The 25,130-nt window shown below is 42.0% G+C and carries 28 protein-coding genes and 1 other annotated feature; of the genes, 9 read left to right on the top strand and 19 right to left on the bottom strand.

Annotation, left to right across the window (positions count from 1 at the left end; all coding sequences use genetic code 11):
• Positions 1-73: 73 nt before the first annotated feature.
• The 7 genes from fur to QSJ46_RS07645 form a co-directional block, all read right to left on the bottom strand.
• Positions 74-526 (bottom strand): ferric iron uptake transcriptional regulator, encoded by a 453-nt coding sequence (gene fur / locus QSJ46_RS07675; RefSeq protein WP_003215577.1) that lies wholly within the window; start codon positions 524-526, stop codon positions 74-76.
• Between the two features lie 110 nt (positions 527-636).
• Positions 637-1,281 carry a stage II sporulation protein M gene (gene spoIIM, locus QSJ46_RS07670; protein WP_047204127.1) on the bottom strand — a complete coding sequence of 215 codons (645 nt, stop codon included), beginning with the start codon at positions 1,279-1,281 and terminating at the stop codon, positions 637-639.
• Between the two features lie 116 nt (positions 1,282-1,397).
• Complete coding sequence (locus tag QSJ46_RS07665) at positions 1,398-2,528, bottom strand: S8 family peptidase (RefSeq protein ID WP_082672218.1); 1,131 nt, start codon at positions 2,526-2,528, stop codon at positions 1,398-1,400.
• Positions 2,529-2,639: 111 nt separating this feature from the next.
• A complete protein-coding gene (locus QSJ46_RS07660) occupies positions 2,640-2,861 on the bottom strand; it encodes a hypothetical protein (protein WP_039179694.1) in 222 nt (73 codons plus the stop codon).
• 235 nt (positions 2,862-3,096) lie between these two features.
• Positions 3,097-3,549 (bottom strand): GNAT family N-acetyltransferase, encoded by a 453-nt coding sequence (locus QSJ46_RS07655; protein WP_039179697.1) that lies wholly within the window; start codon positions 3,547-3,549, stop codon positions 3,097-3,099.
• On the bottom strand, positions 3,536-4,717 hold the full coding sequence (locus QSJ46_RS07650; RefSeq protein WP_047202232.1) for a TIGR00375 family protein: 1,182 nt from the start codon (positions 4,715-4,717) through the stop codon (positions 3,536-3,538). The genes QSJ46_RS07655 and QSJ46_RS07650 overlap by 14 nt, the downstream gene beginning before the upstream one ends.
• Positions 4,714-5,271 carry an NUDIX hydrolase gene (locus tag QSJ46_RS07645; protein WP_046311676.1) on the bottom strand — a complete coding sequence of 186 codons (558 nt, stop codon included), beginning with the start codon at positions 5,269-5,271 and terminating at the stop codon, positions 4,714-4,716. The genes QSJ46_RS07650 and QSJ46_RS07645 overlap by 4 nt, the downstream gene beginning before the upstream one ends.
• 168 nt (positions 5,272-5,439) lie before the next feature.
• Here QSJ46_RS07645 and QSJ46_RS07640 point away from each other — a divergent pair, with 168 nt between their 5' ends.
• Positions 5,440-6,363, top strand: coding sequence for an aldo/keto reductase (locus QSJ46_RS07640; protein WP_285604529.1), 924 nt, complete (start codon positions 5,440-5,442; stop codon positions 6,361-6,363).
• Positions 6,364-6,588: 225 nt separating this feature from the next.
• On the opposite strand, the gene QSJ46_RS07635 is transcribed toward QSJ46_RS07640, so the two are convergent.
• Together QSJ46_RS07635 and QSJ46_RS07630 are read right to left on the bottom strand one after the other, a co-directional pair.
• Positions 6,589-6,999: an antimicrobial peptide LCI gene (locus QSJ46_RS07635; RefSeq protein ID WP_224928797.1), complete on the bottom strand. Its 411-nt coding sequence runs from the start codon at positions 6,997-6,999 to the stop codon at positions 6,589-6,591.
• A gap of 195 nt (positions 7,000-7,194) precedes the next feature.
• Positions 7,195-7,419 carry a YqkE family protein gene (locus tag QSJ46_RS07630; RefSeq protein WP_047202235.1) on the bottom strand — a complete coding sequence of 75 codons (225 nt, stop codon included), beginning with the start codon at positions 7,417-7,419 and terminating at the stop codon, positions 7,195-7,197.
• A gap of 123 nt (positions 7,420-7,542) precedes the next feature.
• Here QSJ46_RS07630 and QSJ46_RS07625 point away from each other — a divergent pair, with 123 nt between their 5' ends.
• Positions 7,543-8,469: an alpha/beta hydrolase gene (locus QSJ46_RS07625; RefSeq protein ID WP_212039994.1), complete on the top strand. Its 927-nt coding sequence runs from the start codon at positions 7,543-7,545 to the stop codon at positions 8,467-8,469.
• A 26-nt stretch (positions 8,470-8,495) separates the two neighbouring features.
• Here QSJ46_RS07625 and QSJ46_RS07620 read toward each other — a convergent pair whose 3' ends face one another.
• The 5 genes from QSJ46_RS07620 to QSJ46_RS07600 all read right to left on the bottom strand — a co-directional run bounded on the left by QSJ46_RS07620 (position 8,496) and on the right by QSJ46_RS07600 (position 12,166).
• Positions 8,496-9,758: a response regulator aspartate phosphatase gene (locus QSJ46_RS07620; RefSeq protein ID WP_047202237.1), complete on the bottom strand. Its 1,263-nt coding sequence runs from the start codon at positions 9,756-9,758 to the stop codon at positions 8,496-8,498.
• A gap of 299 nt (positions 9,759-10,057) precedes the next feature.
• A complete protein-coding gene (locus QSJ46_RS07615) occupies positions 10,058-10,297 on the bottom strand; it encodes a YqkC family protein (protein WP_024422884.1) in 240 nt (79 codons plus the stop codon).
• Between the two features lie 12 nt (positions 10,298-10,309).
• Complete coding sequence (locus QSJ46_RS07610) at positions 10,310-10,636, bottom strand: iron-sulfur cluster biosynthesis family protein (RefSeq protein ID WP_047202238.1); 327 nt, start codon at positions 10,634-10,636, stop codon at positions 10,310-10,312.
• Positions 10,637-10,715: 79 nt separating this feature from the next.
• Entirely contained in the window at positions 10,716-11,690 is a 975-nt protein-coding gene (locus tag QSJ46_RS07605; RefSeq protein WP_224928805.1) for a GNAT family N-acetyltransferase, read from the bottom strand.
• Positions 11,687-12,166 (bottom strand): GNAT family N-acetyltransferase, encoded by a 480-nt coding sequence (locus QSJ46_RS07600; RefSeq protein ID WP_285604528.1) that lies wholly within the window; start codon positions 12,164-12,166, stop codon positions 11,687-11,689. Before QSJ46_RS07600 ends, QSJ46_RS07605 begins: the two co-directional genes overlap by 4 nt.
• A 273-nt stretch (positions 12,167-12,439) precedes the next feature.
• Here QSJ46_RS07600 and QSJ46_RS07595 point away from each other — a divergent pair, with 273 nt between their 5' ends.
• From QSJ46_RS07595 to QSJ46_RS07580, 4 genes are all read left to right on the top strand, one after another.
• On the top strand, positions 12,440-12,889 hold the full coding sequence (locus QSJ46_RS07595; protein ID WP_047202240.1) for a YfmQ family protein: 450 nt from the start codon (positions 12,440-12,442) through the stop codon (positions 12,887-12,889).
• Between the two features lie 152 nt (positions 12,890-13,041).
• Complete coding sequence (locus QSJ46_RS07590) at positions 13,042-14,274, top strand: DNA polymerase IV (RefSeq protein WP_047202241.1); 1,233 nt, start codon at positions 13,042-13,044, stop codon at positions 14,272-14,274.
• A 15-nt stretch (positions 14,275-14,289) separates the two neighbouring features.
• Positions 14,290-14,634, top strand: coding sequence for a YolD-like family protein (locus QSJ46_RS07585; RefSeq protein ID WP_047202242.1), 345 nt, complete (start codon positions 14,290-14,292; stop codon positions 14,632-14,634).
• Positions 14,635-14,832: 198 nt separating this feature from the next.
• Entirely contained in the window at positions 14,833-16,068 is a 1,236-nt protein-coding gene (locus tag QSJ46_RS07580) for an MDR family MFS transporter (protein WP_047202243.1), read from the top strand.
• A gap of 34 nt (positions 16,069-16,102) precedes the next feature.
• Here QSJ46_RS07580 and coaA read toward each other — a convergent pair whose 3' ends face one another.
• Positions 16,103-17,062, bottom strand: coding sequence for a type I pantothenate kinase (gene coaA, locus QSJ46_RS07575; protein WP_039179731.1), 960 nt, complete (start codon positions 17,060-17,062; stop codon positions 16,103-16,105).
• A 187-nt stretch (positions 17,063-17,249) separates the two neighbouring features.
• Here coaA and QSJ46_RS07570 point away from each other — a divergent pair, with 187 nt between their 5' ends.
• Positions 17,250-18,578 (top strand): CoA-disulfide reductase, encoded by a 1,329-nt coding sequence (locus tag QSJ46_RS07570; protein ID WP_107163392.1) that lies wholly within the window; start codon positions 17,250-17,252, stop codon positions 18,576-18,578.
• A gap of 63 nt (positions 18,579-18,641) precedes the next feature.
• On the opposite strand, the gene QSJ46_RS07565 is transcribed toward QSJ46_RS07570, so the two are convergent.
• Complete coding sequence (locus QSJ46_RS07565) at positions 18,642-19,418, bottom strand: SDR family NAD(P)-dependent oxidoreductase (RefSeq protein WP_039179737.1); 777 nt, start codon at positions 19,416-19,418, stop codon at positions 18,642-18,644.
• 12 nt (positions 19,419-19,430) lie between these two features.
• Positions 19,431-20,381, bottom strand: a complete 951-nt coding sequence (locus QSJ46_RS07560; RefSeq protein ID WP_107163391.1) for an MBL fold metallo-hydrolase — start codon at positions 20,379-20,381, stop codon at positions 19,431-19,433.
• A gap of 167 nt (positions 20,382-20,548) precedes the next feature.
• Positions 20,549-20,760 (top strand) — a binding site (T-box leader).
• Between the two features lie 41 nt (positions 20,761-20,801).
• Here QSJ46_RS07560 and proC point away from each other — a divergent pair.
• Positions 20,802-21,629, top strand: a complete 828-nt coding sequence (proC, locus tag QSJ46_RS07555) for a pyrroline-5-carboxylate reductase (RefSeq protein WP_047202247.1) — start codon at positions 20,802-20,804, stop codon at positions 21,627-21,629.
• A 36-nt stretch (positions 21,630-21,665) separates the two neighbouring features.
• On the opposite strand, the gene QSJ46_RS07550 is transcribed toward proC, so the two are convergent.
• Both QSJ46_RS07550 and QSJ46_RS07545 read right to left on the bottom strand, forming a co-directional pair.
• Positions 21,666-22,145: a DinB family protein gene (locus QSJ46_RS07550; RefSeq protein WP_285604527.1), complete on the bottom strand. Its 480-nt coding sequence runs from the start codon at positions 22,143-22,145 to the stop codon at positions 21,666-21,668.
• Between the two features lie 130 nt (positions 22,146-22,275).
• A complete protein-coding gene (locus QSJ46_RS07545) occupies positions 22,276-23,889 on the bottom strand; it encodes a M20/M25/M40 family metallo-hydrolase (protein WP_285604526.1) in 1,614 nt (537 codons plus the stop codon).
• 141 nt (positions 23,890-24,030) lie between these two features.
• On the opposite strand from QSJ46_RS07545, the gene namA reads away from it, so the two are divergent.
• Positions 24,031-25,047 (top strand): NADPH dehydrogenase NamA, encoded by a 1,017-nt coding sequence (namA, locus tag QSJ46_RS07540; protein ID WP_047202250.1) that lies wholly within the window; start codon positions 24,031-24,033, stop codon positions 25,045-25,047.
• Positions 25,048-25,130 lie beyond the last annotated feature (83 nt).

The following is a 25,130-nucleotide window of genomic DNA, read 5'->3' as shown; positions in this document are numbered from 1 at the left end:
CAGGTAGGACAAGGAATATACAGCGAAAATGCAAAAAACCTCTTCATCTTAAATGAAAAGGTTCCAATTCGGATTATTTGCCGGATTCATCATCATGACACCGGTGGCAAATACCATGGAATGTCAATCTATGATCCTTAATTTTAAATTTCCAGTCACGTTCAATAATCTCTTCGACATCTTCTAATAAATCATCTTCTATCTCATCGACTGTTCCGCATTCCATGCAGACAAGATGGTGATGGAAGTGAGCGGCTCCTTCTTTGCGAAGATCATATCGCGAAACGCCGTCTCCAAAGTTAATTTTATCAACAACTTTCAGTTCAGTGAGCAATTCTAACGTCCGATAAACAGTAGCAAGACCAATTTCAGGAGACTTCTCTTTTACGAGGAGGTATACATCTTCTGCACTTAAATGGTCTTCTTCATTCTCAAGCAGTACTCTTACTGTGGCTTCACGCTGTGGCGTGAGCTTGTAGCTGGAAGAATGAAGCTGTTTCTTAATTCGATCAATCCTATTTTCCATTGACTTTCCCTCCTACGCCACATTACTTGATCATTATATCAAATGATGTGCTGAGAGCCAACTATAATCATTTTAAATTGATAAATAAATTGATTTTTAATTAATAACAATTATAAAAGAACGCCTGCCAGCTTTTTCATGAGCATGAATGATATGTACGATTCAAAAAAAGATGAAAGTGCAGCAAGCGCTAAAATCATCAGCAGAACCGATGCATACCGGCCAAACCACTGGACGGGTGCTTGACTGATGGTTTTTTTCATGAAGAGCTGTCCAATGAGACGGATGGAAAACGCAATCGCACAGGTGCCAATCACTAAATAGGCTGGAATAAGCAGAATGTTTTGCGGAAGCACCGATACAAACGAGAGAAAAAATCCACTCAGCCCCATTTGATTCACGAGAAAACCAACAGTAAATCCAACAACAATTCCTTTTAAAAAGATCATGAGAAAGATGAGCGGCAGACCAATGATGGATATTCCCAGTATCCACATAAGGCCTAAATATTTCATATGATGCAGGAAGCTTTGTAAAAACATTTCTTTTGATTCTGCTGCTTTCTCATTCGTCAGCTGACCAAAAAATTGATTTAAATAATAGAATAAATCCTCTTTCTGGCTGAATGTCATGCTATTGACAATGATGGCACCGAAGATCACACCCATTAAAAAGAGTACAGAGACAAATAAATAAATCGAGAGATGATCTTTTACGTGCTGAAGAAGATGCTCCTTCCAAGACTTTTTCCGCATGTGTCTTCCTCCCAAATCGTAAGGTTACTAGATTCTATGAGAGAGATTACGAAACATGACAGTTTTATTGAAAGAAAAAAGAGAAAGCAGCCTGCTCACTGCTTTCTCTTTTTCATTTATCGTGCGGCTTTTTGTACGTTCACAAGCCCGGCACCGTAATAAAAAGGTTCTCCAAGTTTTGTCGCCGTTTTTGACAGTCTCTCACGCACTTCATCGTTTGTCAGATTCGGATGTTTTGATAGAATGACAGCCGCAGCGCCCGTTACATGCGGTGATGCCATTGACGTTCCGCTCATGTAGCCATATTCGTTATGAGGAATGGTGCTCAGCGTTGAAACGCCTGGTGCTGAGACTTCCAGTTCTTCGCCAACAGATGAATCAAAAGCTCTTTGCTTTTTTTGGTCAACAGAGGCAACAGCCATCACGGAGCTGTATTTAGCCGGATAGTCAATCGTATTGAGAGATCCATAACTTCCTTCATTCCCCGCAGAAGCCACAATGAGAATCCCTTTATCATACGCTCGATCTACCGCTTCTTTCAGCGCCTCAGATTCACTTGCTCCCCCCATACTAATATTGATGACATCCATGTCATTCTCAATGGCCCATTCAATCCCTTTTATGATCCAGCTATAGTAGCCGTCACCATTTTCATCTGCCACCTTAACAGCATAGATAGAGGCTTTTGGCGCAACACCAACGACACCTACCTTATTATCTAAAGCGGCAATTGTCCCTGCCACATGCGTGCCATGTTTATGCGGATCTACAAGCGGATCGGACTCTGTCGGTACAAAGCTCACCCCGCCGGTGACATGTAAATCCTCATGTTTGCCGTCGATCCCGCTGTCAAGAACTGCTACTTTGACATTCTGTCCAGCGTATCCTTGTTTATGTACCTTTTGTGCTTTGATGCTTTTGATGCCATATGGAACAGTTTGACTGCTTGTTTTTGCTTTTTGATCTTCCTCAATGAAGGTCACTTCTTTTGCTTCATTCAGTTTCTTTTTCGATGTCTCATTCAACGACACTTTCATCATATCTATTTGCTCTATGGATTCTTTCACATGCCCGCCAGCTTCTTCTACAAGCTGTTTTTGTATTTTGTCTTGAACGGAAGAAGAAAAGCCGATCATGTACTCTTTTTTTGCTTGCTCCTTTGCAGAAATATCTGACGCGCCAAACATGACCGATGCCACAAGCACACTTGCCATACAAAGCCCTGCTCCAAATGACTTGACGTTCACGATACTCACTCTCCCTTTCGTTTCTTTTTGTCATTTAACTACATTTTTAGACAAAAAGAAACGACCGTTTGTCCTATTTTTTAAAATTTTTCCATTTATTTGATCTAGTTGTCACAAAAAAGCAAAATAAAAATGCTTATGATCCTCTTGATAGTGATCATAAGCATTTCGTCCTTTATGTTTTTTCATCATGTGCTGCAAGACTTCTTGTTTTGTTTTTGTCTTCCTTTCGTGTGTGCTAAAATGCGGCATGTTTCCTCTCGACAGTTCTGGATTACGGCTGTGCTGCCTTTGGATATGCTCTCGTTTTTTCTTTGCTTTGCTTTTTCCCATTTGGCAAAACCCCTTTCGTTGACGTTATGATACACGATGTTACATAAAAAAGATAGACGTAAATACGTCTATCTCAGATTGTTGACAAAGGGCTAAAATGATCTTAATTTTAGCCCTTTGTCTTCTTTTCAGCGTGATAGAAAACCTTTGCAGTCTAGGAAGGGCGAGCACCGGAGCGCAGACCTGACAACGAATGCAAGGGTTTGTCTACACGCTGAGATAGACGTAAATACGTCTATCTTTCTGTTTTTATCATATCAAAATGCGGAATCCCATCTTCATCATAAACATCTGAGACGACCTTGAAACCAAATGATTCGTAAAATGACTTCAGGTAGGCTTGCGCCTGTATTTTGACACTTGTTTCACCTAGTTCATTAAGCTTTTCCAAAGCCTTGATGAGCAGCATCTTTCCATACCCTTTTTTCCGGCCGGCCTGCGTCACAAGAACACGGCCGATGGACGCCTCTTTGTACACGATCCCGTTTTGAAAAATTCGGCAATAAGCCACAATGGTACCATTCTCTTTTGCGATGAGATGAATTGCTTCTTGATCCCTGTGATCAATTTCAGGGTAAGGACATGTTTGTTCTACAACAAACACGTTAACTCTTTCCATAAGAATCAAGTAAAGATCCTCTTTTGACAATTGTTCAAACGTTTGACATGTCCATTTAATGTGACTCATGATTGATATCCACCTTACCGTACACTCCGCCTCCACCAGCGATTAGTCCGACTTCGCCCTTTCTTGCTTTGATGATGTAGCCCGCTGTCTTTTCTGGCAAAACGGCTTTTAGTTCTTGTTCTGTTGCTTGATGCAGAATATTCATCTCTGTGTGAAACACGGCTTTTAGCTTCTCCAGCGTTTTAGGTCCAACACCCGGAATAAACTGGAGTGGGAGCTGATGAACATAAGGAGGTCTCATTCTTTTTTCACTTTCTTGGTCAGCAAGCTCTTTTAAACGCTCACTTACTCCTTTTGTCATCCGGGTATGTCCGCATTCGTGGCACTCTTCCTGATCTGATGCGTGAGGTCTTACCCCGCATTTCTCGCAGGTCGTATGATAATACTTCCCAAGCCGCGGAGCAAGTCCATAATTTCCTGTGACAGCTCTACCATCTTTTTCTTCAAGGGCTAGCTTGAATTCGGCAAAAGAGGCATGATCCATTTTGATTTTTGTATATTCTCGCGCGATTTTCCCTAAAGAATGAGCATCTGAATTCGTTAAAAAGGGATACCGGTTCAGCTCACTCAGCCGGGAAGCCATTGACGTATCACAGCTAAGACCAAGCTCAACAGCATCAATAAGATCAGGGTCAAATACTTCCGTTAAAGAAGTGTTCACCCCTTTGCCGTATAGACTTTTATGCGGCGTAAAAATATGAGCAGGAATAAACAATCCTCCTAGCTCCTTTACTTTGCGCTGAAGTGTTTTCCCATCAACATAGAGGCGCTGTGAACTCAAATGCACATTTTTCATATGAAGCGAAAGCCATGCGGAGAACTCAGACATTTTGTGTAATGTGGGCATAAATGCCAGCACATGAATCGGACCCTTTGAATGGTCATCATTGATCTCTAATTCACTGCCTAAAAGCAGCACTGTCGGTCCAAATGATAGACCGCCGTCATTTAGTTCCGTGTACCGGCCTTCCTCTACACCCTCTATTAACTCTTCTAAGACTTCTGGAGATTGTGCATCAATCACACCAATCATCCCCATCCCTTTACTTTCTGCTGCTTCAATGAGAATTTGGTCAATTGTCAATGACCTTGCACCTGTAATTTTGACAGCTCTGCCTGTTCTTGTTCTGCCAATATGAATATGGATGTCAGCAAAAAATTCCTTCATTTTGTTGACTCAAGTACCTCTTGCAGTTGTAAGTATTGAATGGCATAGGCTGTTTTTGCATCGTAAATATGCTGCTTTTCAATGAGGTGCAAGGCTTCTTCTAATGAAACTTCCATTACTTCGACAAATTCATCTTCATCCAGCTCTCTTTTTTCTTCAAGCGGAACTAGCTGATCTGCTAGATAAATGTGAACAATTTCATCTGCAAAACCAGGTGATGTATAAAAGGCCGTCAGCTTTTGAAGCTGCTGAGTTGTATATCCTGTTTCTTCTTCTAATTCTCTTAATGCTGTATGTGCCGGCTCTTCCCCTTTTTCTAGTTTTCCAGCCGGAATTTCAACGATGGCTCTCTCTAGTGCTTTACGGTATTGTTTGACCAAGATGATTTTATTTTCGTCTGTACGTGCAATGACAGCTACTGCACCAGGATGTTTAATGATTTCTCGTTTGCCTTGTTTTCCGTTCGGCAATTCTACATCTTCAAGTACCAAATCAATGATTTTTCCGTTGTATAATTCTTTCGACGATAATGTTTTTTCTTCAAAGTCCTTCAATTTTGTCAGCTCCTCGTTCTACTTTCACTTTTTACTTCATTTATTTTAACATAGATGATTTAAGAGAAGCGAAAAGCAGAACGCTTGCTTCAATGCGCCATTTGAAATCACCTAGCTTGAATTCCTGATTTTTTTCACTTAATGTGAAAGGATAGGAGTGTGATGGAATTGAAAAAAAGACGAATTGGCACCTCAGATCTTTTAGTGAGCGAGGCGGCACTAGGATGCATGTCTCTTGGGACTGAAAAAGAAAAAGCGCTCTCTTTATTAGATGAGGCCATTGATCTCGGAATTAACTATTTGGATACAGCCGATTTATATGATTTTGGGACAAATGAGGAAATTGTTGGGGAAGCCATCAAAAATAGACGGCAGGATTTGATTTTGGCGACAAAAGGCGGCAACCGCTTTGAAAAAGGCAAACCAGGCTGGGACTGGGACCCTTCAAAGGCGTACATAAAGGAAGCAGTAAAACAAAGCCTCAAGCGGCTTCAAACAGATTATATTGATTTATATCAATTGCACGGAGGCACGATTGATGACCCCATTGATGAAACCATTGAGGCTTTTGAAGAATTAGTAGAGGAAGGCGTTATTCGCTATTATGGCATTTCATCTATCCGCCCAAATGTCATTAAGGAATATGCCAAAAAGTCCAATATCGTAAGCGTGATGATGCAATATAGCTTACTCGACCGCCGCCCGGAAGAATGGTTCTCTCTTCTTGAAGAACAAAGCATTAGCGTCGTCGCAAGAGGTCCTTTAGCGAAAGGATTATTAACTGAAAAACCACTTTCTCAAGCAAGTGCAGTGATTCAAAAAAACGGCTATCTTCAATATTCATTTGAAGAGCTCCAGCAGATCATTCCTTCTTTAAAGAAAGTCGCTTATGACCTGTCCCTCACTGAACTGTCCATTCAGTATGTACTGAAACATTCTGCGGTCAGTTCCGTTGTATTTGGCGCAAGCTCAGTGGATCAGTTAAAAGAAAACATAGCAGCAGCAAATGCACGTTCTTTAAGCGACCAAGAAGTCAAAGCAGTAACTTACTATACAAAACCGTTTGTGTATGAAGCGCACCGGTTTAAATAATATAAAAAGAGATCACATGGTGTGATCTCTCAGATTGTAGAAAAACTCGTGTTTTTCTACAATTTTTTATTTTAGTGTATGTATGATGAATGAACGTTTTCATGTTCTCATATGCAGATGAGAGAAGAACTTGGCACTTACATTTTATTTTCTCCTCAACCAGAGGAACAAAAATGCGATCTTGTTTTCTCTCAGTATGAGGGGCTAAGAGCCCCCGTTGTCTTATTAACTTTTATTTTTACTTTCATAAAATGCATAATTTCCAGATTTGCCTTTAAGATAAAATGTAGTACCAAATTGGTTGAAACTATTTGCAAAAACGCCATTATCTGAAAACATACATAATCTATTATCTTCTTTTTTAAAAGGAGTTTTGGAACAATCTACAATTGAAGTAGCCTTTGTACTCACATCCGCATTCGTTAAATCATTTGTTGCAAGAGCTTGTCCAGAAACAGGTAAAAGCAATCCTAAAGATAAAGCGACTCCAGCCATTGTTTTTCTCAATTTCATGTGAATCATCTCCATTCCCAAATTTTGTAATACACCTTCATTATAAGGAGAACGATCCTCTATCAAAAGGGTCTTAATGACCATATTTTCAATAAAAAGGAATTTAAATAAATCATTACTCACCTTTTTACTTCTGTTTAAAAACATAAGTTATGGGATTTCGTCTCGTTTGACTATAAAGATTATACTGTCGCGATTCTGAAATGAAGTGATATGAAGGGGGCAGAAATGCTTTTCTCTTTATGGACCTATGTTTATTCTCTGTGGATCTATCTCAATGATGATGACATGAAAAAAGGAGCATCATTGCTCCCTTTTTTAGCTTTTATACTTTCTCCAGTCTAAATGGCTTTCATCTAGCAGCTCTGAAAAGCTTTTGTTTTTTTCTTTTTCTTTCTGCTGCCGAAGGAGGTCTTGTCGTTTTTGTTCTTCTCTTTTTTCTGTTTCGACGGCGAGGTTCTGTTTCATTTGAAGAAGCTGCTGTTTGACATCGTCCTTTATGCCGTCCTTTAATTTCGCTTGATCCTGATTGGTCTTTTTCATTGTGCCTCTCTCCTTTTGACTTAGTGTATCATCCGTTTTATTTTCTGAGCAAGAGGCACGCCAATCTACCAAGATGTGGTATGATCGTCATAGAAAAAACTCCGGAAAGGAAGAATTGGCTAGATGAAGAAATGGATTGCTATATTTGCCTTCATATTATGTCCACTCGCTGTAATCGGCATTTTTTTCACCAATAAAATGATGTATATTCGAAAATTAACGGATGAAGAGCTCATCAAACGAGAATCAGATGGAGGCCATTATCATCACGAGGAATTTCAGCAGCTTAAGAAAGAGAAAGTGTGTATTCCTTCAGCATTTGGTTATAATCTACATGGCTATTTTGTGCCGCATCCTCATACAACACGCACAATCGTACTTTGCCACGGTGTGACAGTCAGTTTGATTAATTCCGTTAAGTATATGAAATTATTCCAAAAGCTCGGATGGAATGTGCTGCTTTATGATCATAGAAGACACGGGATGAGCGGCGGGAAAACCACGAGTTATGGATATTATGAAAAAGAAGATCTAGCAAAGATCGTAAAGTGGCTCAGACAAAGACTCGGAGAAAGTGCCATCATTGGGATACACGGAGAATCAATGGGTGCAGTCACGACCTTGTTATATGCCGCAAAGCTGGAAGCAAACGCCAATTTTTACATAGCAGACTGCCCTTTTGCTTCTTTTAAGGACCAGCTTCTGTATCGATTAAAAACAGATTTTCGCCTTTCAGGGCAATGGATTCTTCCATTAAGTGATCAAGTGTTAAAATGGCGGGACGGATACCGCATCCGGCAAGTTTCCCCTCTTGATGTGATCGATCGGGTGAAAGAACCTGTACTTTTTATTCATAGCCGCCATGACGACTATATCCCCTGTGAGCAAAGTCAGCAGTTATATGCACGAAAAAAGGGTGACAAACAGTTGTTTATTGCGCCACACGGTGCGCATGCAATGTCTTTTAGCGAAAATAAGGAAGCTTATGAGCAAGAAATTCAAACATTTCTTCAAAGGTTTGAATTGAATGAAAATAAAAGAGGAGAATGAACAGCAGTTCGTCCCCTCTTTTTGAGCTAACTTATGCGATAGTCACCACTGTTGTATGGTGTCTGCCCGCAAGCTCCATATGGCTCTCTTCCGATTGTTGCTGACTCATGACCGATAATCCTGCAGTTGCTGCCAATAAAAGAACTATCAAACTCGTTTTCATATAAATGACCCCCATTTTGAATTTTTGATATGGCTTGAATTTTCCTTTCGTAAAACCGGGTAGATACTTCAAACAGTCCAAGCTCATTGTAATAATGAGCCGCATCAAGTGCCAATTCCTCAATATCCGGGTATAAGCGCTTGTCCTCGAGCAGGTCTAATGTATCGTCTATGATTGTTATGTCTGCATCAACGTATAATGCTTTTAAGAACTGAAATTTGCAGATGTAAATTTCATCTTCTAATTCACAGGCCTTCATAATACCTTGTTGATAGAGGGTTAACGACTCTTCTATTTGTTTTTGTTTAAACAGGATTTGTGTCAGCATAAATAGTGGGTCTAGAGAGCGATTAAGATGGGTTAAATTCTCCTTTTCAAACACTTCAATAGAGTCTTTCAGATAACGGCTTGCTTCCGCAAGGTCGTTCATTTGATAATAACAGTTACCTAAGTTGAAAAGGGCCGAACCTATGACTCGAGGGTTTCCAATTGAGCGTGCTCGCTTTAGAGCATTTTTAAAGTAGGGCAATGCATGTTCATAGCATTTCAAATCATCATAGTTTGCACCAATGACAAATTCACAGTGGATGATTCTCAGCGTGTACGTTCTGTAGGCAGAATACGTATCTAACGCTTGCAAGGCATAGTGCATCGAAAAGTGGGTTTGTTTCATGTGGTAGTAAATTTCTGCTAATTTAAAGTAAAATTCTGCTCTTTCTATATCATCTGATATGAGATTGAGCTTTTTTTCTGCTGAGCGGTAATAAGCAATGGCACTTAAGTAGTTTCTCTGTTCAAATTCAAACATTCCTGTAAAAAAATGAACATAGTATTCAAGCATATCCGTTAATTTCGTTTGTGAATGTTCGATCGTTTCTAGCAAATTCTTAATCTCTTCATCATTCGAGGCTTTCTTTGCCGGTTCAAAATATTCAAGCATTACCTTGTGGCGAAAATCCATCAGCTGGTAAAACAATAACAAGTTTTGATCCTGCTCCATTTCGAGGATTTCCTGCTCGATCTCCGCCTTCAGCTTCTCTGCTTTCATCACATGAAATCCGCAAATCTGCCTATACCATTCGTTTATTTTGATTCCAACCTGAGGCGATGACAGCTTGAGCTTCAATTCACTTTAGCACCTCCCTTCTCATATACGATACATGTTGTATTCTATCACATTTCCTCGAATGGAAGAAATATGAAATGTCATTTTTCGCAAAGTTTTCGGTATCCCGCAATAAACGCTGCAAATGCCTATTTTTCGGCATTTACAGCCATTATTTTTTTATTTCCAGCTTGCTCATTTTGTCGAATTGTTTGCTGAAAACGCCTTTTTCTGTTTCAAAAGATCATTTTTCAGATTAGACAACCGTGCCGTTTGATAGATGATGAACGCACGAAAAAAACCCTTTCGAAAAAGGGCTTTTATAATACATCTGTTACTTGGTCCATATTCTCTTTGATCCAATTGACAGCTAATTCGAGTGTTGGAAATTCTTCCGTTTCAAATGTGACTTCATCTTGAAGAAGCCAAACGTCCTTTTTCACCGAATCCATTCCACCTATTGACCAGTGCAAAAGGCTATAGGGATGATTGTTATTTAAAAACGACACCCATGTTTTATTTTGTGCCGTATTTTGTATCACTTTTAGCTTTTGATCCACTACATTTCCACCTTACTTTACAAGTATACCCATTCTCGGGCTGAGTATTTGTTGAGGACTTTTCAACATGAGTGTGTTGGCTTTTTCATTAAAATCAATCGTCATTTCCTCGTCAAAAAAGACCTTTTGTGCTGTGTGTATGTACAGCTTAAAGAGCTGATTATGCTTGAGCTCTTCCCATTCGCCTGTTCTTTCACCTGTGAGCCAAATCATTGGGACACCGCTTACCGCACAGCCGCACCCATCTGAATCATATCGAAGGAGCAGTTCTTTTGTTTCATGCGCTGCTTGTTGTTTTGTAAGGAACGCTGCTGCTGGTTCTGTTATATGAATATACATGCCGAACATCCTTTTTTCGTTGATTGTTACATTGTAACATATCAGTCATTAATTAAACATGTTCACGTCCTGCCAGTTCTTATGTCTGATCGTTTTTCTTTAACTGCTCTGACCAATTGTACGCTTCTTGTTCAATTTCTTTAATGAGCCCATCTTTTCCTTTCATATAACTTGCCATATCTTCAGGATATGCTTTTGCCAATTGACGCTTTTTATTGGCATAGGCTTTGGCACGATCAGGTGCAGCTTGTAAATAATCTCGGAACACCAAATGCCTTTTTACATCATCATGTCCAGCTTCATAGGCGTGAACGTGATGTGTTCGATTCAAGCCGCCTTTTCTAAAAAAACGTCTTCCCTTGAGTCCATTTTCTCCGAGCGGTTCATATCCAAGCTGACGAAACAGGTGGTTACATTCATCTAAGCGACTGATATGCTTCACCTCTAGCAATATATCAATAATTGGCTTAGCCGCCATTCCTATGACTGACGTACTGCCAATATGGTGGCCATATCCCCAGTTGTCGCCAACTATCTTTTTCAGCTTGTCATGCTCATCTTGAAATTGTTTTGGCCAGCTCGGTTGGTATTCAATCACTTCCACTTTTCGAAGCATTAAACGTTCCATCTTTGTTAACATCAGATTGTTTTCCACCTGCAAACGGTCCTTCTGTTTAAACCCTAGTTTTTCATAAAGCTTGATTGCTGGTATATTTGCTTCCGCTGTTGTGAGCTCAATTGTTTTTTGATGCTGGATTATGGATTGCAGGAGCGCTGTCCCGATGCCTTGTTTGACATGATGAGGGTGCACAGCTAACCGGCTGAGGATGATCCGGTCGTCATACAGTTCATATGAAGCGATCCCTAACAAATGCCCCTCTTTTTCAAATCCTATGAAAATCTCATTTGTTTCTATTATATCTTTAACCGTTTCTTTTAAGGGCGGTAAATCTTGATAGCCTATTTGTTCTGCCTCCCGCTGATATGCGGCCAATTGGATATGTAACATCTCTTTTGCTTGTTCTTTATTTTTTTGATCCAGTCTAATGATCATGCTTTCGCCTCCAGCTTTTTCACAAACAGCACCCTGTCTTCATGAATGCCGTCGTAATCTGAAAAAACTGAAATGCCATCGACCGTCTTATCTCCCTTTTCTATCTGAAAACCGAGTTTTGTATGGTAAGCAATCGAGACTTTATTGACAGGAGCTGTGATGGCCTTAATCGTTGTTCTTCCTTCCTTTTCAGCCGCTTCATAAAACGCTTGATAGAGAATTTTGCCAATCTTCAATTTTCGGTGGTCTGGATGTACCCCCACAAAGTGAATATACGCTTCATCTGAATCCGATTGCGATAAAAAACCGACTAAAAAGCCGATCAGTTCACCTTTTTCAACAACGACAAAACTTGTTTGCTGAAAATGTTCGAAAAATAGCTTTGGCAATTTTGCGCGCAAATCTCTGCCTCCCCACCAGCTTTGAATGACGGATGTGACCGCATAAAAATCTGACGGCTTCACTTGACGTATCATGATGGCCTCGCCCCTTTTCATTTTTAGCTGTACCGTTTCACAAAAAATCAACTGTTTCAATAGTCTACCTGTCTGATCAATTGTTTGTAAAGGTGATGTATCAGCCTTTTTTCCTTTCAGCTTTGTTGGTTCTTCGTTCTTTTGCTGTCATCTCCTTTTAAATCTTCACACTTATTTCAAAAAGTTCACTTTTTGTGCGAAAGATCCATTCTTTTGTTATGTTAAAATTGTTCATATAAGAAATGTAACAAAAGTTTATTGGAGATGATGATATTGGTTTGGATTGTTACTTCACTTGTTGTGTTTAGTCTTTTAAAGCTGCTTGTCACTTCGCTGCCTTCTGGTGTTGTTGAACGACTTTTTAGTCGTTATGCAGTGCATGCAAAAGTAACAAGTGATCAAACAACGATGACGTTTCAAGGACGTCCTCTCGATGATCAGCAAACATCTGAAATTATTCAACATTTTAATGATGCGATCTTTATTGAACGCTATTATATTTACCCTGGTGACGAAGAGCGTTTTCTTCACCCACAGGAAGGACCGGCGCCGCTTACCATGCAAACAAAGCTTGGCAAGCATGATGTGACCCTTTATCTGTATCATTACGATGACCACGTGGATGTAGTGCGGCAGTTTACTCATAAGCCTAAGAAAAAACTAACGGCCTATCGTTTGCGTTCTGAGCCGCTCCAAGCATCTAATAACTTGGCACATGCTTAAAATGGCTCATTTTACACAGATGAGACGAAGTGGAGACACTTCGTCTTTTTTGTATGGATTTACACTCTTCTCTTTGAATGATTTACCAGTATCAATTTCACCTGCTGGCGGTTAAAATATATACAGAACATACGTTCTAAGAGGTGAAAATGATGAATGAACGAGCCATTCTGCTTGTGGATATGCAGTCATTTTATGCGTCGGTCGAAAAAGTGGAGGCTCCCCATTTGAAGGATGTGCCGCTCATCGTCTCAGGAGATCCTGAGCGGCGGAGCGGGGTCGTACTTGCGGCCTGCCCGCTCGCTAAAAAACGGGGCGTACAAAATGCATCAAGATTATGGGAAGCACAGGAGAAATGCCCTGAAGCCGTCGTCGTACGTCCACGTATGCAGCGCTACCTTGATGTTTCTGTCATGATGACAGAACTGCTTGAACAATACACAGATCTTGTCGAACCCTATTCAATTGATGAACAGTTTCTCGATATTACGGGGAGTGTGACACTACTCGGTTCCCCCCGCGAGATCGCCCAAAATATACAAACGACTATTATGAACCAGACGGGCATTTACGCACGTGTTGGCATTGGTCCTAATAAAGTGCTCGCTAAAATGGCCTGTGACCATTTTGCTAAAAAAAACACATCTGGCATCTATGAGCTTCGTGCAGACCGGGTCGCGGCAGATTTATGGCCGCTTCCGGTTGGAAAACTATTTGGCGTCGGCAAACGAATGGAGCACCATTTAAAACGAATGGGCATCAGTACCATTGGGACGCTTGCTACTTATCCGTCAGACCGGCTAAAAAAACGCTGGGGAATCAACGGGGAGCTTCTGCAACGAACTGCTTTAGGCCACGACCCTTCCCCGGTCACTCTTCACACACATGATCAGCAAAAAGCGGTTGGGCATCATATGACCCTTCCCCATGATTATGCGTCCTTTGAGGACATCAAAGTCGCCCTTCTTGAATTGAGTGAAGAAGTGGCAAGACGTGCGCGCTTTAAGCATTATGTTGGGCAAACGGTGTCTGTTGGCGTAAGAGGTGCTGATTTTTCTCATCCGACTGGATTTCATAGACAAATCAAGCTCCATTCACCCACACAGTATGGGACAGATATTGCAGACGCAGCCATTCAGCTATGTCAGCAGCACTGGGACGGCCAGCCCATTCGCAGTGTAGGTATTACTCTCTCGCAGCTGCAGCCTGACAGCCAATATCAGCTGAGTTTATTTGATCACCATTTAAAAAAAGACAGACTCAGCAAAGTATTTGATGCCATCCATATGAAGTATGGACCTGCTGCACTCTTGCACGCTTCGTCACTAACAAGCGCAGGGCAGGCGTATCACCGCGCCGAAAAAATTGGTGGACATTACAAATAACGGAGGCGAACATCCATGAATCCCAATAAATTAACACCTGGATATAACATCATGTGGGAATCAAGCCGAATGATGCTCCCAGAGCACCGTGAACAGCTGCTTGCTCAAAAACGGAAGAAAAAAGAATACACGCCTCCTCCGCTGAGCACTGATCAGCTAGAGGAAATGAATTTTTTGATCACACAGTCGATTACAGAGGATCAAGCGATTTGCGTGACATATGCTGCAGCAGGTATGAAACAGCAGTTTTGGGGCTGGGTGAAAGCCATTCATTATGAAACGCAGCGCATAAAAATCGTCAATGATGAAGATGTCCTCCACCTGTCCTTGCAGCAAATTGCCGCGATTGATCTTGATTAAATGGTCTTTAAGTGATCGTACGAATCAGCAGATCTAAAAGACATAGAAGCATCGGCAGAAAAACATGCTCTCCAAATTTGCGGGCTATTCGGAGCTCCTCTGTCATATGGCGGATGTCCCCTCCATCAAATTGTGTATTTAATTTGCACAATTTTTCATGTATGATTGGAACATCTTAACACTCAGGGGAGAAACAGCATGAAAAATAATTTACGTACTTTACATCCACTTAGTTGGACGATCATCATCGGCACCATATTCGGCCGAATGGCGACGTCCATGAGCATTCCTTTTTTGGCCGTTTATTTGACACAAGTCAAAGGGGCTTCAGCTTCTTCAGCTGGGTTAATCATTGCCGTCAGCTCCCTTATTGGGATCGTTGCGAGTTTTTACGGCGGCTATGTTTCTGACCGAATCGGCAGAAAAAAAGTCATGCTTCTATCCATCTTTGGCTGGTCATTTGTCTTTGTTGGCTTTGCGTTTGCAGATGCCATTTGGGTCTTCTTCCTCATGAACGCTTTAAATGGACTGTGCCGAGCACTGTTTGAACCGACGTCTAAAGCACTCTTATCTGATGTCACCCCATCAAGTATTCGGTTATTTGTTTTTAATTTAAGGTATACGGCCATTAATATTGGTGTAATCTTCGGCCCGCTGCTTGGCTTATATCTCGGGTCATCGAAAACAACGTTTCCATTTCTTGTCGCTGCCTTTATTTATTTGTTATACGGATTAACACTGGCCTGGCAATTTCAGAAACATCCAGTTGCTGCTCCAGAAAGCACAAAACAAATCAGCGTCAAAAAAGCCCTTTCCATTATTCAAAAAGATACGGTCTTTAGCATCATCCTCATCGGCGTTACCTTATGTTCGTTCGGGTATTCGCATTTAAGCTCAACACTGCCTCAATACTTATCAGCGTCACCTATGATTGAGGATGGTCCTAAACTGTTTGGCTATCTTTTGTCTTTAAATGCAGTGGTTGTCATTGTCGTACAATACCCGCTCATCATGATTGCGAAGCGCTACTCCACCATTTTGTCGCTGACCACTGGGAATATTCTTCTTGCAGGCAGTTTGTTTGCCATTGCTTTTTCACAGAGTCTCGGCATGCTTGCTTTCATCATTGTCGTGTTTACGATTGGCGAGGTTCTGCTGTTTGCGATGATGGATCTTTTTGTAGACAATATTGCAAAGCCTGAAGTGAAGGGATCGTACTTTGGTGCGATGGGATTTTCTCAGCTCGGCAGCGTCATCGGACCGTTTGTCGGCGGACTGTGCATTGACTATTTTGGTGCAGCCCATCCCCTCTCCATTTTTACGGTCTTGTCGATGATCACCATTGCAGGCGTTCCATTCTTACTCATAGGATATTACCGTTTAAAAAAGCGATCGGCGGCAGACGTAGCTGTTAAAGTAAGTGGAGATCATTAAAAAAAACCGCTCTCTCGTTTGAGCGGTTTTTTCTTTATACCCGGCGGATGGCGATCTCTTCCACCTTGTGCTGATCACCTTTTTTCAAAATGAGATCAGCTCGATATTTTGTCGGCAAAATATTTTGATATAAATTAGGCCGATTCACGGTATTCCAAATCGTGCTTGCCATCTGATCTGCCTCTTCATCCGTCAAATCTTTATATTGATGAAAGAAGGATTCAGGGTCTTGGAAGGCTGTTTCTCTTAGCAAACGAAACCGTTCTTTATACCATAATTGAATTTGCGTTTCAGCGGCGTCTACATAAATCGAAAAATCAAAGAAATCTGATACAAACACACGCGGTTCATCCTTCAGATCATCCAGCGCTGGTGATTGGAGCACATTGATTCCTTCAATAATGACAATATCCGCATCCTCTACTGTTTCATACACCCCTTCAAGCCGATCATAGGTCAGATGCGAATATACCGGGGCATGCACAGTTTGTTTACCTGATTTTAATTCATTTAAAAAAGACAGCAGGGCTTTGACATCGTAGCTTTCTGGAAATCCTTTCTTTTCCATCAGCCCTCGATCCTTTAATTCTTTTTGAGGATATAAAAAGCCATCTGTTGTCACAAGACTTACCTTCAGCCCATCTCCAAGCCTCGATAAAAGCGTTTCAATGATACGAGCCGTTGTGCTTTTCCCAACAGCTACACTTCCAGCAATCCCAATTAAAAAGGGAATTTTGGCATGATGCGGGTAGTTTAAAAAGGCATTCACATGCTGGTTTTTTTGTTTTTCTGCAAAGACATGTAATGTCAGAAAACGAATAAGCGGTATGTAAATATCTCGAACTTCTTCGAGCGATAAATAGTCATTTAGCCCTTGCAGCGCTCTCGCTTCCTCTTCTGAAACAGATACCGGCATATATTCTCCAAGAGCGGCCCAGGCCTCTCTCGTATGGCGCGTGTATAGCGTATTAAAATCTAGTCGCGTGTCACTCAAAGTCTTTCCCACCAATCTTCACTAAACTCGTAACCCAAAAAGACGATAATCCGATTGTAGCTTAAAATGAAGGCGCTGTCTTTATTTTTCAACTAAAGTTTGCTTCTTTTGCAAAAAAAGCATTAAAAAAAGGGATATGAGGGTAAATAAGAGTATTCAGTACGATAGATAGAAGGGAGCACACCAAATGAAATATGTGATGATTGGCGGAGATGCAGCAGGAATGAGCTGCGCTATGCAAATATATAGAGAGGATCCGGATGCACACATTGTTGCTTTTGAGAAAGGAGAGATTTTCTCATATGGACAGTGTGGACTCCCCTACTTGATCGGCGGTCTCATTGATCATCACAGAAAGCTGATCGCACGCAGTGCTGAAACTTTTCGTGAGAAATATGGAATTGACGCCAGATGCTTACACGAAGTGACCTCCATTGACCCAGAGCAAAAAACAGTGTCGGGTCATCATACAAAAACAAAAGAACCTTTTACAGAAAGCTATGACCGTCTTTTAATTGCAACAGGAGCAAGCCCTGTCACACTGGATTTAGACACTCAGCCATTAGAAGGCGTACACGTATTAAAAACCATCCCGCATGCGCTGTCCATTTTGAACCATTTAAAAAAGGACATCACACATGTCACCATCATTGGCGGTGGATATATCGGCCTTGAAATGGCTGAAAATTTAAAAGCGCTCGGAAAAAACGTACATATCATTCAGCGGGGAGCAGCACTCGGCCCGGGCTTTGACTCCGATATGGCAAAATATCTTAAAGACGAGGCTGACGCCAAGGGTATTCACGTATCACTTGGAGAAACAGTGCAGCAATTAGAAGGCAAGTCACATGTCACAGCTGTTATCACAGACAAACAAACCATTCAAACAGATATGGTCATCATGGCCATCGGCGTCACTCCGCAAACCTCCTTTTTACATCGTACCGGTATCAAGCGTCTTCAAAATGGCGCTATTGCAGTAAATCAATACATGCAAACCAATATAAAAGACATTTATGCTGCTGGTGATTGCGCGGCGACCTATCACCGCATCAAAAAATCACTGGATTATATTCCGCTTGGCACAACTGCGAATAAACAAGGGAGAATCGCAGGCTTTCATATGACAGGAACAAACCGGGCGTTTCAAGGCGTGACTGGAACAGCCATCATGAAATTTATGGACTTGACAGCGGGAAGAACAGGCTTATCAGAAAAAGAAGCAGAAGCAGCGGACATTCCTTTCTCCACCATCACCATTGACAGTACGGATCACGCAGGATATTACCCAGATGCGCAGAAAATGAAAGTCAAACTGATCTACAGAAGCGATGACCATACCTTGCTTGGTGCCCAAATCATCGGCAGAAACGGTGTAGATAAACGGATCGATATCGTGGCGGCTGCCCTTTACCAAGAGCTGACCATAACAGATCTTGAAGATTTAGATATTAGCTATGCACCGCCCTTCAACAGTGTATGGGACCCGCTTCAGCAAGCGGCAAGACGGATATAGAAAGTGGCGCAATGAAGCCTTACCTCAAAAAAAGAAACCAGTTCAAAACCGGTTTCTTTTTTGTTACTTTTTCATCAACGCTTTGCGTGCTGCTTTTTCAAATAAAAATGGGAATAACTGATACAATTTGCTGCCAGCGTTCATCCACCCGGGCAGATTAATCTCTCTCTTTTTCGTCATCATGGCAGATACGACTTTGCCTGCCACCTTGTCCGCACTCAGCATCATAAAGTCAACGTTCTTCACATATTCACCGCTGCGGTCAGCGATGGTAAAGAAATCTGTTGCAATCGGTCCTGGATTGACTGTCGTCACGTGAATGCCTGAGTCTGCCAGCTCCATTCTGAGGCTGTTTGAAAATCCAAGAACGGCATGCTTTGATGCGGAATAAATGGCTGATTTTGGCGTCGCAACCTTTCCTGCCTGGGATGCGATATTGATAATATGTCCCTGCCCTCTTTGCTTCATCTCAGGGATGACCTTTTTCGTGCAGGCGATTAAACCGAACACATTCACCTCAAACATCGACACCATTTCTTCGATGGACGCATCTTCGACGAGATCGAATACACCAAAGCCGGCATTGTTGACCAAAATATCGACCGGCCCCACTTCTTCATACGCGCGATCAATATCCTCAAGCTGGCTGACATCAAGCTGAGCAATGTGACACACCCCGCCAGCGCTCACAATTTTTTCTTTCACATCTGTAAGCTTTTCTGTTCGTCTTGCTGAAATTATGATTTCTGCGCCTTCTTCTGCTGCCAAGTACGCCATTTTTTCACCAATGCCCCCAGATGCGCCTGTAATCCAAATTCTTTTTCCTGTCAATCGCCCCATGCGTTTCACTCCTTAGTTTGCCCTATAATAGACGATTCCGTCTTTTTCTAATTCTTCAATTTGACCAGCCGCTAAGAGCACATCAAGCTGACCGACTGTCTCTGACATCGTTAAAAATAAGGCCTCTTCATATAGCACTGGAAATAGCTTACGGCAAAGATGAAAGGCTGTCATTTCTTTTTGTTTGAGCAGCTGATACATTGTGTTTGCCCGTTTTTCTTGTTTCTTAAATCTTTCTTCGATCAATTCATGGTGAGCCGTGATGAGCTGACCGTGTCCCGGATAAATCGTCTTGATTGGCAGACGCAATAACCGATTAAGTGATGCTTTATATTGAAGCAGTGATTTTTGACGTTCCTCACCTTCATACGGTGCTTCCATTAACGGATTTGAGGAAATGGTCGTCAAAAGCAGGTCGCCGCCAATAAAATTCCCCGTTCTTTCGTCTAGAAAGGAAAGGTGAGACTGTGCGTGTCCGGGTGTTTCCATCACAAAGAAGTGTTCATGCCCGCTTAAACGATCACCTTCTTTTATGACCTCATCTACATGTGAAGTACAAGAATATGTATAAGATTGCTTCACCATTTTTTCACACTCATTTTGTCGAAGCGGCACACCTAACTGCTGAAAAAAAGGAACCATAAAGTCCACTTGGTGCTGCTTAAACACTGGATCCTGACTAATATACGGCTCATTTAGCTGGTGTCCGATCACACGGACATGAGGTTTCATCAAATTCAATAGACCGACATGATCTGCATGATGATGGGTCAGCACCACTTGATCAATATCGTCTATCGATAAACGATGTTCCTTTAGTTGCGTGACAAAGGCATGCTCTGCCTCTTCTGTCATCGGCCCGCAATCTACTAAGGTTACGGCCTCTCCTTTTAATACATATGCATGCACATCCCCAACGGCAAACGGCGTCGGGATGGATAATTGAATGATGTCTTCTTTCACTTTTATATGTCATCTCCTGCTTTTTGACTCATGATTGTGGGACTCAGTCTTCTTACTTCATTGTATCTTGCAAAAGGCAGACTGTCATGCGGTTTAGATGGGCAATTTTTTTAACTGCCCCTATTGACATAAACTTGTCCATCGTTGCATAATGAACAACAAATATATGATGCGCGATGACAAGGATTAGTAAGCAAAATAATGATGCAAGAGAGTGAGGTCCGCCGGCTGTAAGACTTCACCATCCTCTTATTTGCTGAACCTGCCCTTTGAGCTGTTAGGCAAACCTAAACGTTTCCCGCGTTAAGGGACTAGAGCTGAGTATGCATGTTTGCATGCTAATTGAGGGTGGTACCGCGAAAAACCTTTCGTCCTTTTCAGGCGAGAGGTTTTTTTATTTTCTACAAGGAGGAGCAGCTTATGAGTAAAATTGGATTTATCGGTGCAGGCTCGATGGCAGAGTCTATGATCAAAGGTTTATTAAAAAGCGGCATGATGTCGAATGAAGATATCATTGTCACAAACAAAACGAATGAAAAACGATTAGAGGAATTACAGGCGCGATATGGGGTCAAAACGGATTTCGCTCGCTCCTTTATTTATGAAGAAGCGGATATTCTCGTTTTTGCCCTAAAACCGAAGGATGCAGAAAGCGGAATTTCTGAAGTCCAGCCTCATTTACATGGCCAGCTGATCATTTCTATTTTAGCGGGTATTTCCATCGAAACAATTCAACACTATGCTGGCAGAAAGAGTGCAGTCGTTCGTGCGATGCCAAATACATCAGCGGCGATTCAGCAGTCAGCAACAGGTATTGCCGTAAGTCGTGAAGTTACTGAAAAGCAAAAGAAAAAGGCCGTCGAGCTGTTTGAAACGATCGGGCATGTCACCGTATTAGATGAATCGCAGCTAAATGCGGTGACAGCCATCGCAGGCAGCGGCCCTGCCTTCATTTATCATTTGATTGAAGGAATGGAGCGAGGTGCTTCGGAACTTGGAATGGACCAAGCAACTGCGAAATTACTCATTTGCCAAATGATTGCAGGCGCCGCCAATATGCTTCAAGACAGCGGAAAAGAACCTGCCGAACTGCGCAAAGAAATCACAAGTGAAGGCGGAACAACAGAAGCCGGCCTGAACACACTGGCTGCCTATCAATTTGAAGAAGCTGTTGTCGATTGTGTCAAAACAGCAACTAAACGCGCAGCAGAATTAAACGAAATGTTTTCAGCAAGCACGTATAAATGAATTTGAAAAGCACCTGTTTTGATGACAGGTGCTTTTTCACTGCCTCATTGACATGATGGCTTTGATTTGATCCAGATGATGTTGTTCATGTAAAGCGATGGTTTCAGCTAATATTTGAACGGTCATTAGTCCTTCTTCCGGATGCAGGCCTGATCGTTCCCATATGCCTTTTTCTAATAGCCGAAGCGTGTTGTTTCGTCTCTCTTTCATCCGTTTGATCAATGCTTTGATCTCCTCTGCGTTATACCATTCATACGCTCTTTCTCTCACATATATTTCAGGATCATACGATTGAAAGGGCGTGTGATCATCTGATATCGCCTGCTCTATCCGCTCTGACCAGACTTCTTCTGTGTCATACAAATGCCCGGCGAGCTGCTTGATTGACCATTTCCCCTCCCCTAAAGATTGATCCAGTGTGTTATCATCACAAGCCCCCACTAGCTTCTCAAGTTCACGCATACTTTCCTGAAGCGATGTGATGATGTCTGTTTTTGTTAATATCCCAGTTTCCATTTAATGTTCTTACCCCCTTCAAATAAATGTAAGTCTTCATCAATATCATACTCTATTTATCTAAGTGGAAAGATCGTTTATTTAAAAATAGAAGCCCTATCACCAAGATAGGGCTCTTCATCACATCTACTTACTTTTTCTCTAATAAAGCATGAATCGTTGATTCTAGTAATTCTGGCAAAATGCCAAAAGAGAACGGGACGTGCAGCCGCTCTGTCCATTTGTGCGGGTCCTTTCCTAATGGACCCACGTTGATGACTGGAACGTAAAGGGCTTCCTTTTCTCCTTGCGGTAAAGAATAGCCTTTTTGGTAAAGCGGCATATTGGTCGTGTAATGACCTACCTCCTGCTTTTCGAGCTGTAAGTAACTTAAATCAGACAATCCCGGGAAATATTTCACTTCCTCCACTTCAAGTCCGTACACCTCTTTTGCCTCTTCTTGAATCTTCTTGAATGTCTTCTGAATATGCGGATCTTCTGTTGAGGACACAGAAGGGTAAAATGGCGGACTATAAAATAGAACAATCAGCGGTCCTTCTTCCTTACAAAGCGTCGTCAGCTCCGAGACAATTTTCGTTGAAAAATCACGATCTCCAAGCTCACCCCGGTTGGCAAAGGCATAGTTGACAATGCGCTCAACCTCCTGTTCGCCAGAGCGTTCTGCGGCCTTTTGATACAGCTCGTGATACGTGAGAACCGTAACCCTCGCGTCGATGGGTGTAAAGTGTTTGAAGCGCTGAAAGTCAGCTGTTTTCTGCTGAAGATTGGCCTCGATTTGGTCTGCTGCTTGCTTCGCAGTATCATAGAGAAGGCCGTGCAGTTCTTCACTTGAACGTTTCATCATGAGCACATTAAATAAAGATACGGCTGTGTGAGGTGTTTGAACGGAATAGGCTTCTTTCAAGTCCTTTTGCATTAAGTTCGTTGGGGGCGGCGTTACTTCACCATCTACTTCCTCACAATAATCACTATTGAGCTCTAACAGCCGGTTTAGTTCAGATACCATAAAATTCGCATTTAAGCCTGAGAATGGCTCTCCTACATGCGTTTCAATCCCTTTACAGAAAAATCCGGCTAATACCTTTCCTATACTGCCTGTATACATATAATGATGTTCATCCCCTGGATACTTTTCAAACATGGGCTCACTGTTTAAACACGCGGTATAGTCAAGGTCATGCTTTTCTTTAAGCTCCTTTAGTTTCGGGACAGCCTCAAGCATTCCTTGTGAATTCACTTCTTCATCAGGAACTGTGACAAGCAGGACATTTCCATCAAATGTTTCTGTCATCGCTCTTTCCAGCATAGAAAGCTGCACGGTGAGCCCTGCTTTCATATCCATGGCCCCTCTCCCAAACAGCCAGTCGCCTGAAGCAAGGTCCTCTCTTGCCCTCTTTGGAAGAAGCGCACTTTTTTGCGAAAAAGATGCCACTAACTCTTCAGGCTTGCATGCCATGTTTTGAAATTCGCCGTAATCTTCTGTATCAACTACATCAAAGTGACTAAGAAGCAGCACGGTACGACGCATCGTACTGCGCTTCACAAGTGCCGTTAAATAATACCGGCCATCTTTCATCGGATGCAAAGCCAAATGATCAGGGTTCCGCTCAAAATAAGGCCGTTCCCTTAGCAAATAATATAAGTATTCCGCTAACGCGACTTCTCCTGTTGTACCTGATATGCTTTCATATTGCATAAGAGCTGTCAGGAGCTCCTTTAGTTCACTCTCTGTTTGCCATTTCATCCGTTCTCCCCCTTTGATGTCTCTATCTCTCCATTATACAAAAACGTGTATAAAAGCTATATTCTTTGAGCACCTTTTATGACGAAAGTTTGAATGGCTGTTATAATCGGCTATACAATTCCATGAGGAGGCGAAAGTATTTTGGAAACAAAACTCTTTTCACCTTGGACATTAAAAGGTGTTACACTGAAAAACCGCATCGTGATGTCCCCGATGTGTATGTATTCATCTTATGACCGTGATGGGAAATTACAGCCTTTCCACTTCACACATTATATTTCCCGTGCACAAGGTCAGGCTGGCCTCATCATGGTGGAAGCAAGTGCTGTATCTCCTGAGGGAAGAATTAGTGATCACGACCTCGGTATTTGGAGCGATGAGCACATTGAAGGTTTCGCTTCATTAAACGAACAAATCAAAGCATACGGAACGAAGACAGCCATCCAGCTAGCCCATGCAGGACGTAAAGCTGAACTTGATGGGGACATCCTTGCACCATCAAGCATTCCATTTGATGAAACATCTAAAACCCCTGTCGAGATGTCTGTTGATCAAATCAAAGATACCGTTCAGGCGTTTCAGGATGCAGCTGTACGGGCAAAAAAAGCGGGATTTGACATCATTGAAATTCATGGTGCACATGGCTATTTGATCAATGAATTTCTTTCACCGCTGGCGAACCACCGAACAGACGACTATGGCGGTTCACCAGAAAACCGTTATCGTTTCTTAAGAGAAGTCGTAGACGCGGTCAACGCCGTATGGGACGGACCTTTATTTGTCCGTGTGTCGGCTTCTGATTACACAACAAAAGGACTTGATATTGCAGATTATATTGGGATTGCCACTTGGCTCAAAGAGCAAGGTGTCGACTTAATCGATGTCAGCTCAGGTGCTGTCGTACAGGCGAAAATCAACACATTCCCCGGCTACCAAGTAACATTCGCTGAGAAAATAAAAGAAGGTGCCGGCATTCAAACAGCAGCTGTCGGTCTGATCACATCTGGTGTACAGGCAGAGGAGATTTTACGAAATCAGCGTGCAGATTTGATCTTTATTGGCAGAGAATTTTTACGCGATCCATACTTTCCAAAAACAGCTGCTCAAGAGCTCCGTACATCCATTGAAAGCCCGCATCAATATGATCGCGCTTGGTAAAAGCTCTTAGGAAAAAAGGTGTCTATTTTTCGAAATAGGCATCTTTTTTGTTTTTAAGAGAAACATATCTGCCTTTTGTGCCG

Source organism: Bacillus sp. YKCMOAS1 (genome assembly GCF_030268125.1).
Taxonomy (GTDB): Bacteria; Bacillota; Bacilli; order Bacillales; family Bacillaceae; genus Bacillus; species Bacillus safensis.
The sequence above is the reverse complement of the archived record's forward strand: the minus strand, read 5'-3'. Positions and strand labels throughout refer to the sequence as shown.

Bases quoted from the DNA above. Each gene is read 5' to 3' on its own strand.
- fur (WP_003215577.1), bottom strand. From the start codon at position 526: ATGGAAAATAGGATTGATCGAATTAAGAAACAGCTTCATTCTTCCAGC.
- spoIIM (WP_047204127.1), bottom strand. From the start codon at position 1,281: ATGCGGAAAAAGTCTTGGAAGGAGCATCTTCTTCAGCACGTAAAAGAT.
- QSJ46_RS07660 (WP_039179694.1), bottom strand. From the start codon at position 2,861: ATGGGAAAAAGCAAAGCAAAGAAAAAACGAGAGCATATCCAAAGGCAG.
- QSJ46_RS07655 (WP_039179697.1), bottom strand. From the start codon at position 3,549: ATGAGTCACATTAAATGGACATGTCAAACGTTTGAACAATTGTCAAAA.
- QSJ46_RS07650 (WP_047202232.1), bottom strand. From the start codon at position 4,717: ATGAAGGAATTTTTTGCTGACATCCATATTCATATTGGCAGAACAAGA.
- QSJ46_RS07630 (WP_047202235.1), bottom strand. From the start codon at position 7,419: ATGAAAAAGACCAATCAGGATCAAGCGAAATTAAAGGACGGCATAAAG.
- QSJ46_RS07625 (WP_212039994.1), top strand. From the start codon at position 7,543: ATGAAGAAATGGATTGCTATATTTGCCTTCATATTATGTCCACTCGCT.
- QSJ46_RS07610 (WP_047202238.1), bottom strand. From the start codon at position 10,636: ATGTATATTCATATAACAGAACCAGCAGCAGCGTTCCTTACAAAACAA.
- QSJ46_RS07605 (WP_224928805.1), bottom strand. From the start codon at position 11,690: ATGATCATTAGACTGGATCAAAAAAATAAAGAACAAGCAAAAGAGATG.
- QSJ46_RS07600 (WP_285604528.1), bottom strand. From the start codon at position 12,166: ATGATACGTCAAGTGAAGCCGTCAGATTTTTATGCGGTCACATCCGTC.
- QSJ46_RS07590 (WP_047202241.1), top strand. From the start codon at position 13,042: ATGAATGAACGAGCCATTCTGCTTGTGGATATGCAGTCATTTTATGCG.
- QSJ46_RS07585 (WP_047202242.1), top strand. From the start codon at position 14,290: ATGAATCCCAATAAATTAACACCTGGATATAACATCATGTGGGAATCA.
- QSJ46_RS07580 (WP_047202243.1), top strand. From the start codon at position 14,833: ATGAAAAATAATTTACGTACTTTACATCCACTTAGTTGGACGATCATC.
- QSJ46_RS07570 (WP_107163392.1), top strand. From the start codon at position 17,250: ATGAAATATGTGATGATTGGCGGAGATGCAGCAGGAATGAGCTGCGCT.
- QSJ46_RS07565 (WP_039179737.1), bottom strand. From the start codon at position 19,418: ATGGGGCGATTGACAGGAAAAAGAATTTGGATTACAGGCGCATCTGGG.
- proC (WP_047202247.1), top strand. From the start codon at position 20,802: ATGAGTAAAATTGGATTTATCGGTGCAGGCTCGATGGCAGAGTCTATG.
- QSJ46_RS07550 (WP_285604527.1), bottom strand. From the start codon at position 22,145: ATGGAAACTGGGATATTAACAAAAACAGACATCATCACATCGCTTCAG.
- QSJ46_RS07545 (WP_285604526.1), bottom strand. From the start codon at position 23,889: ATGAAATGGCAAACAGAGAGTGAACTAAAGGAGCTCCTGACAGCTCTT.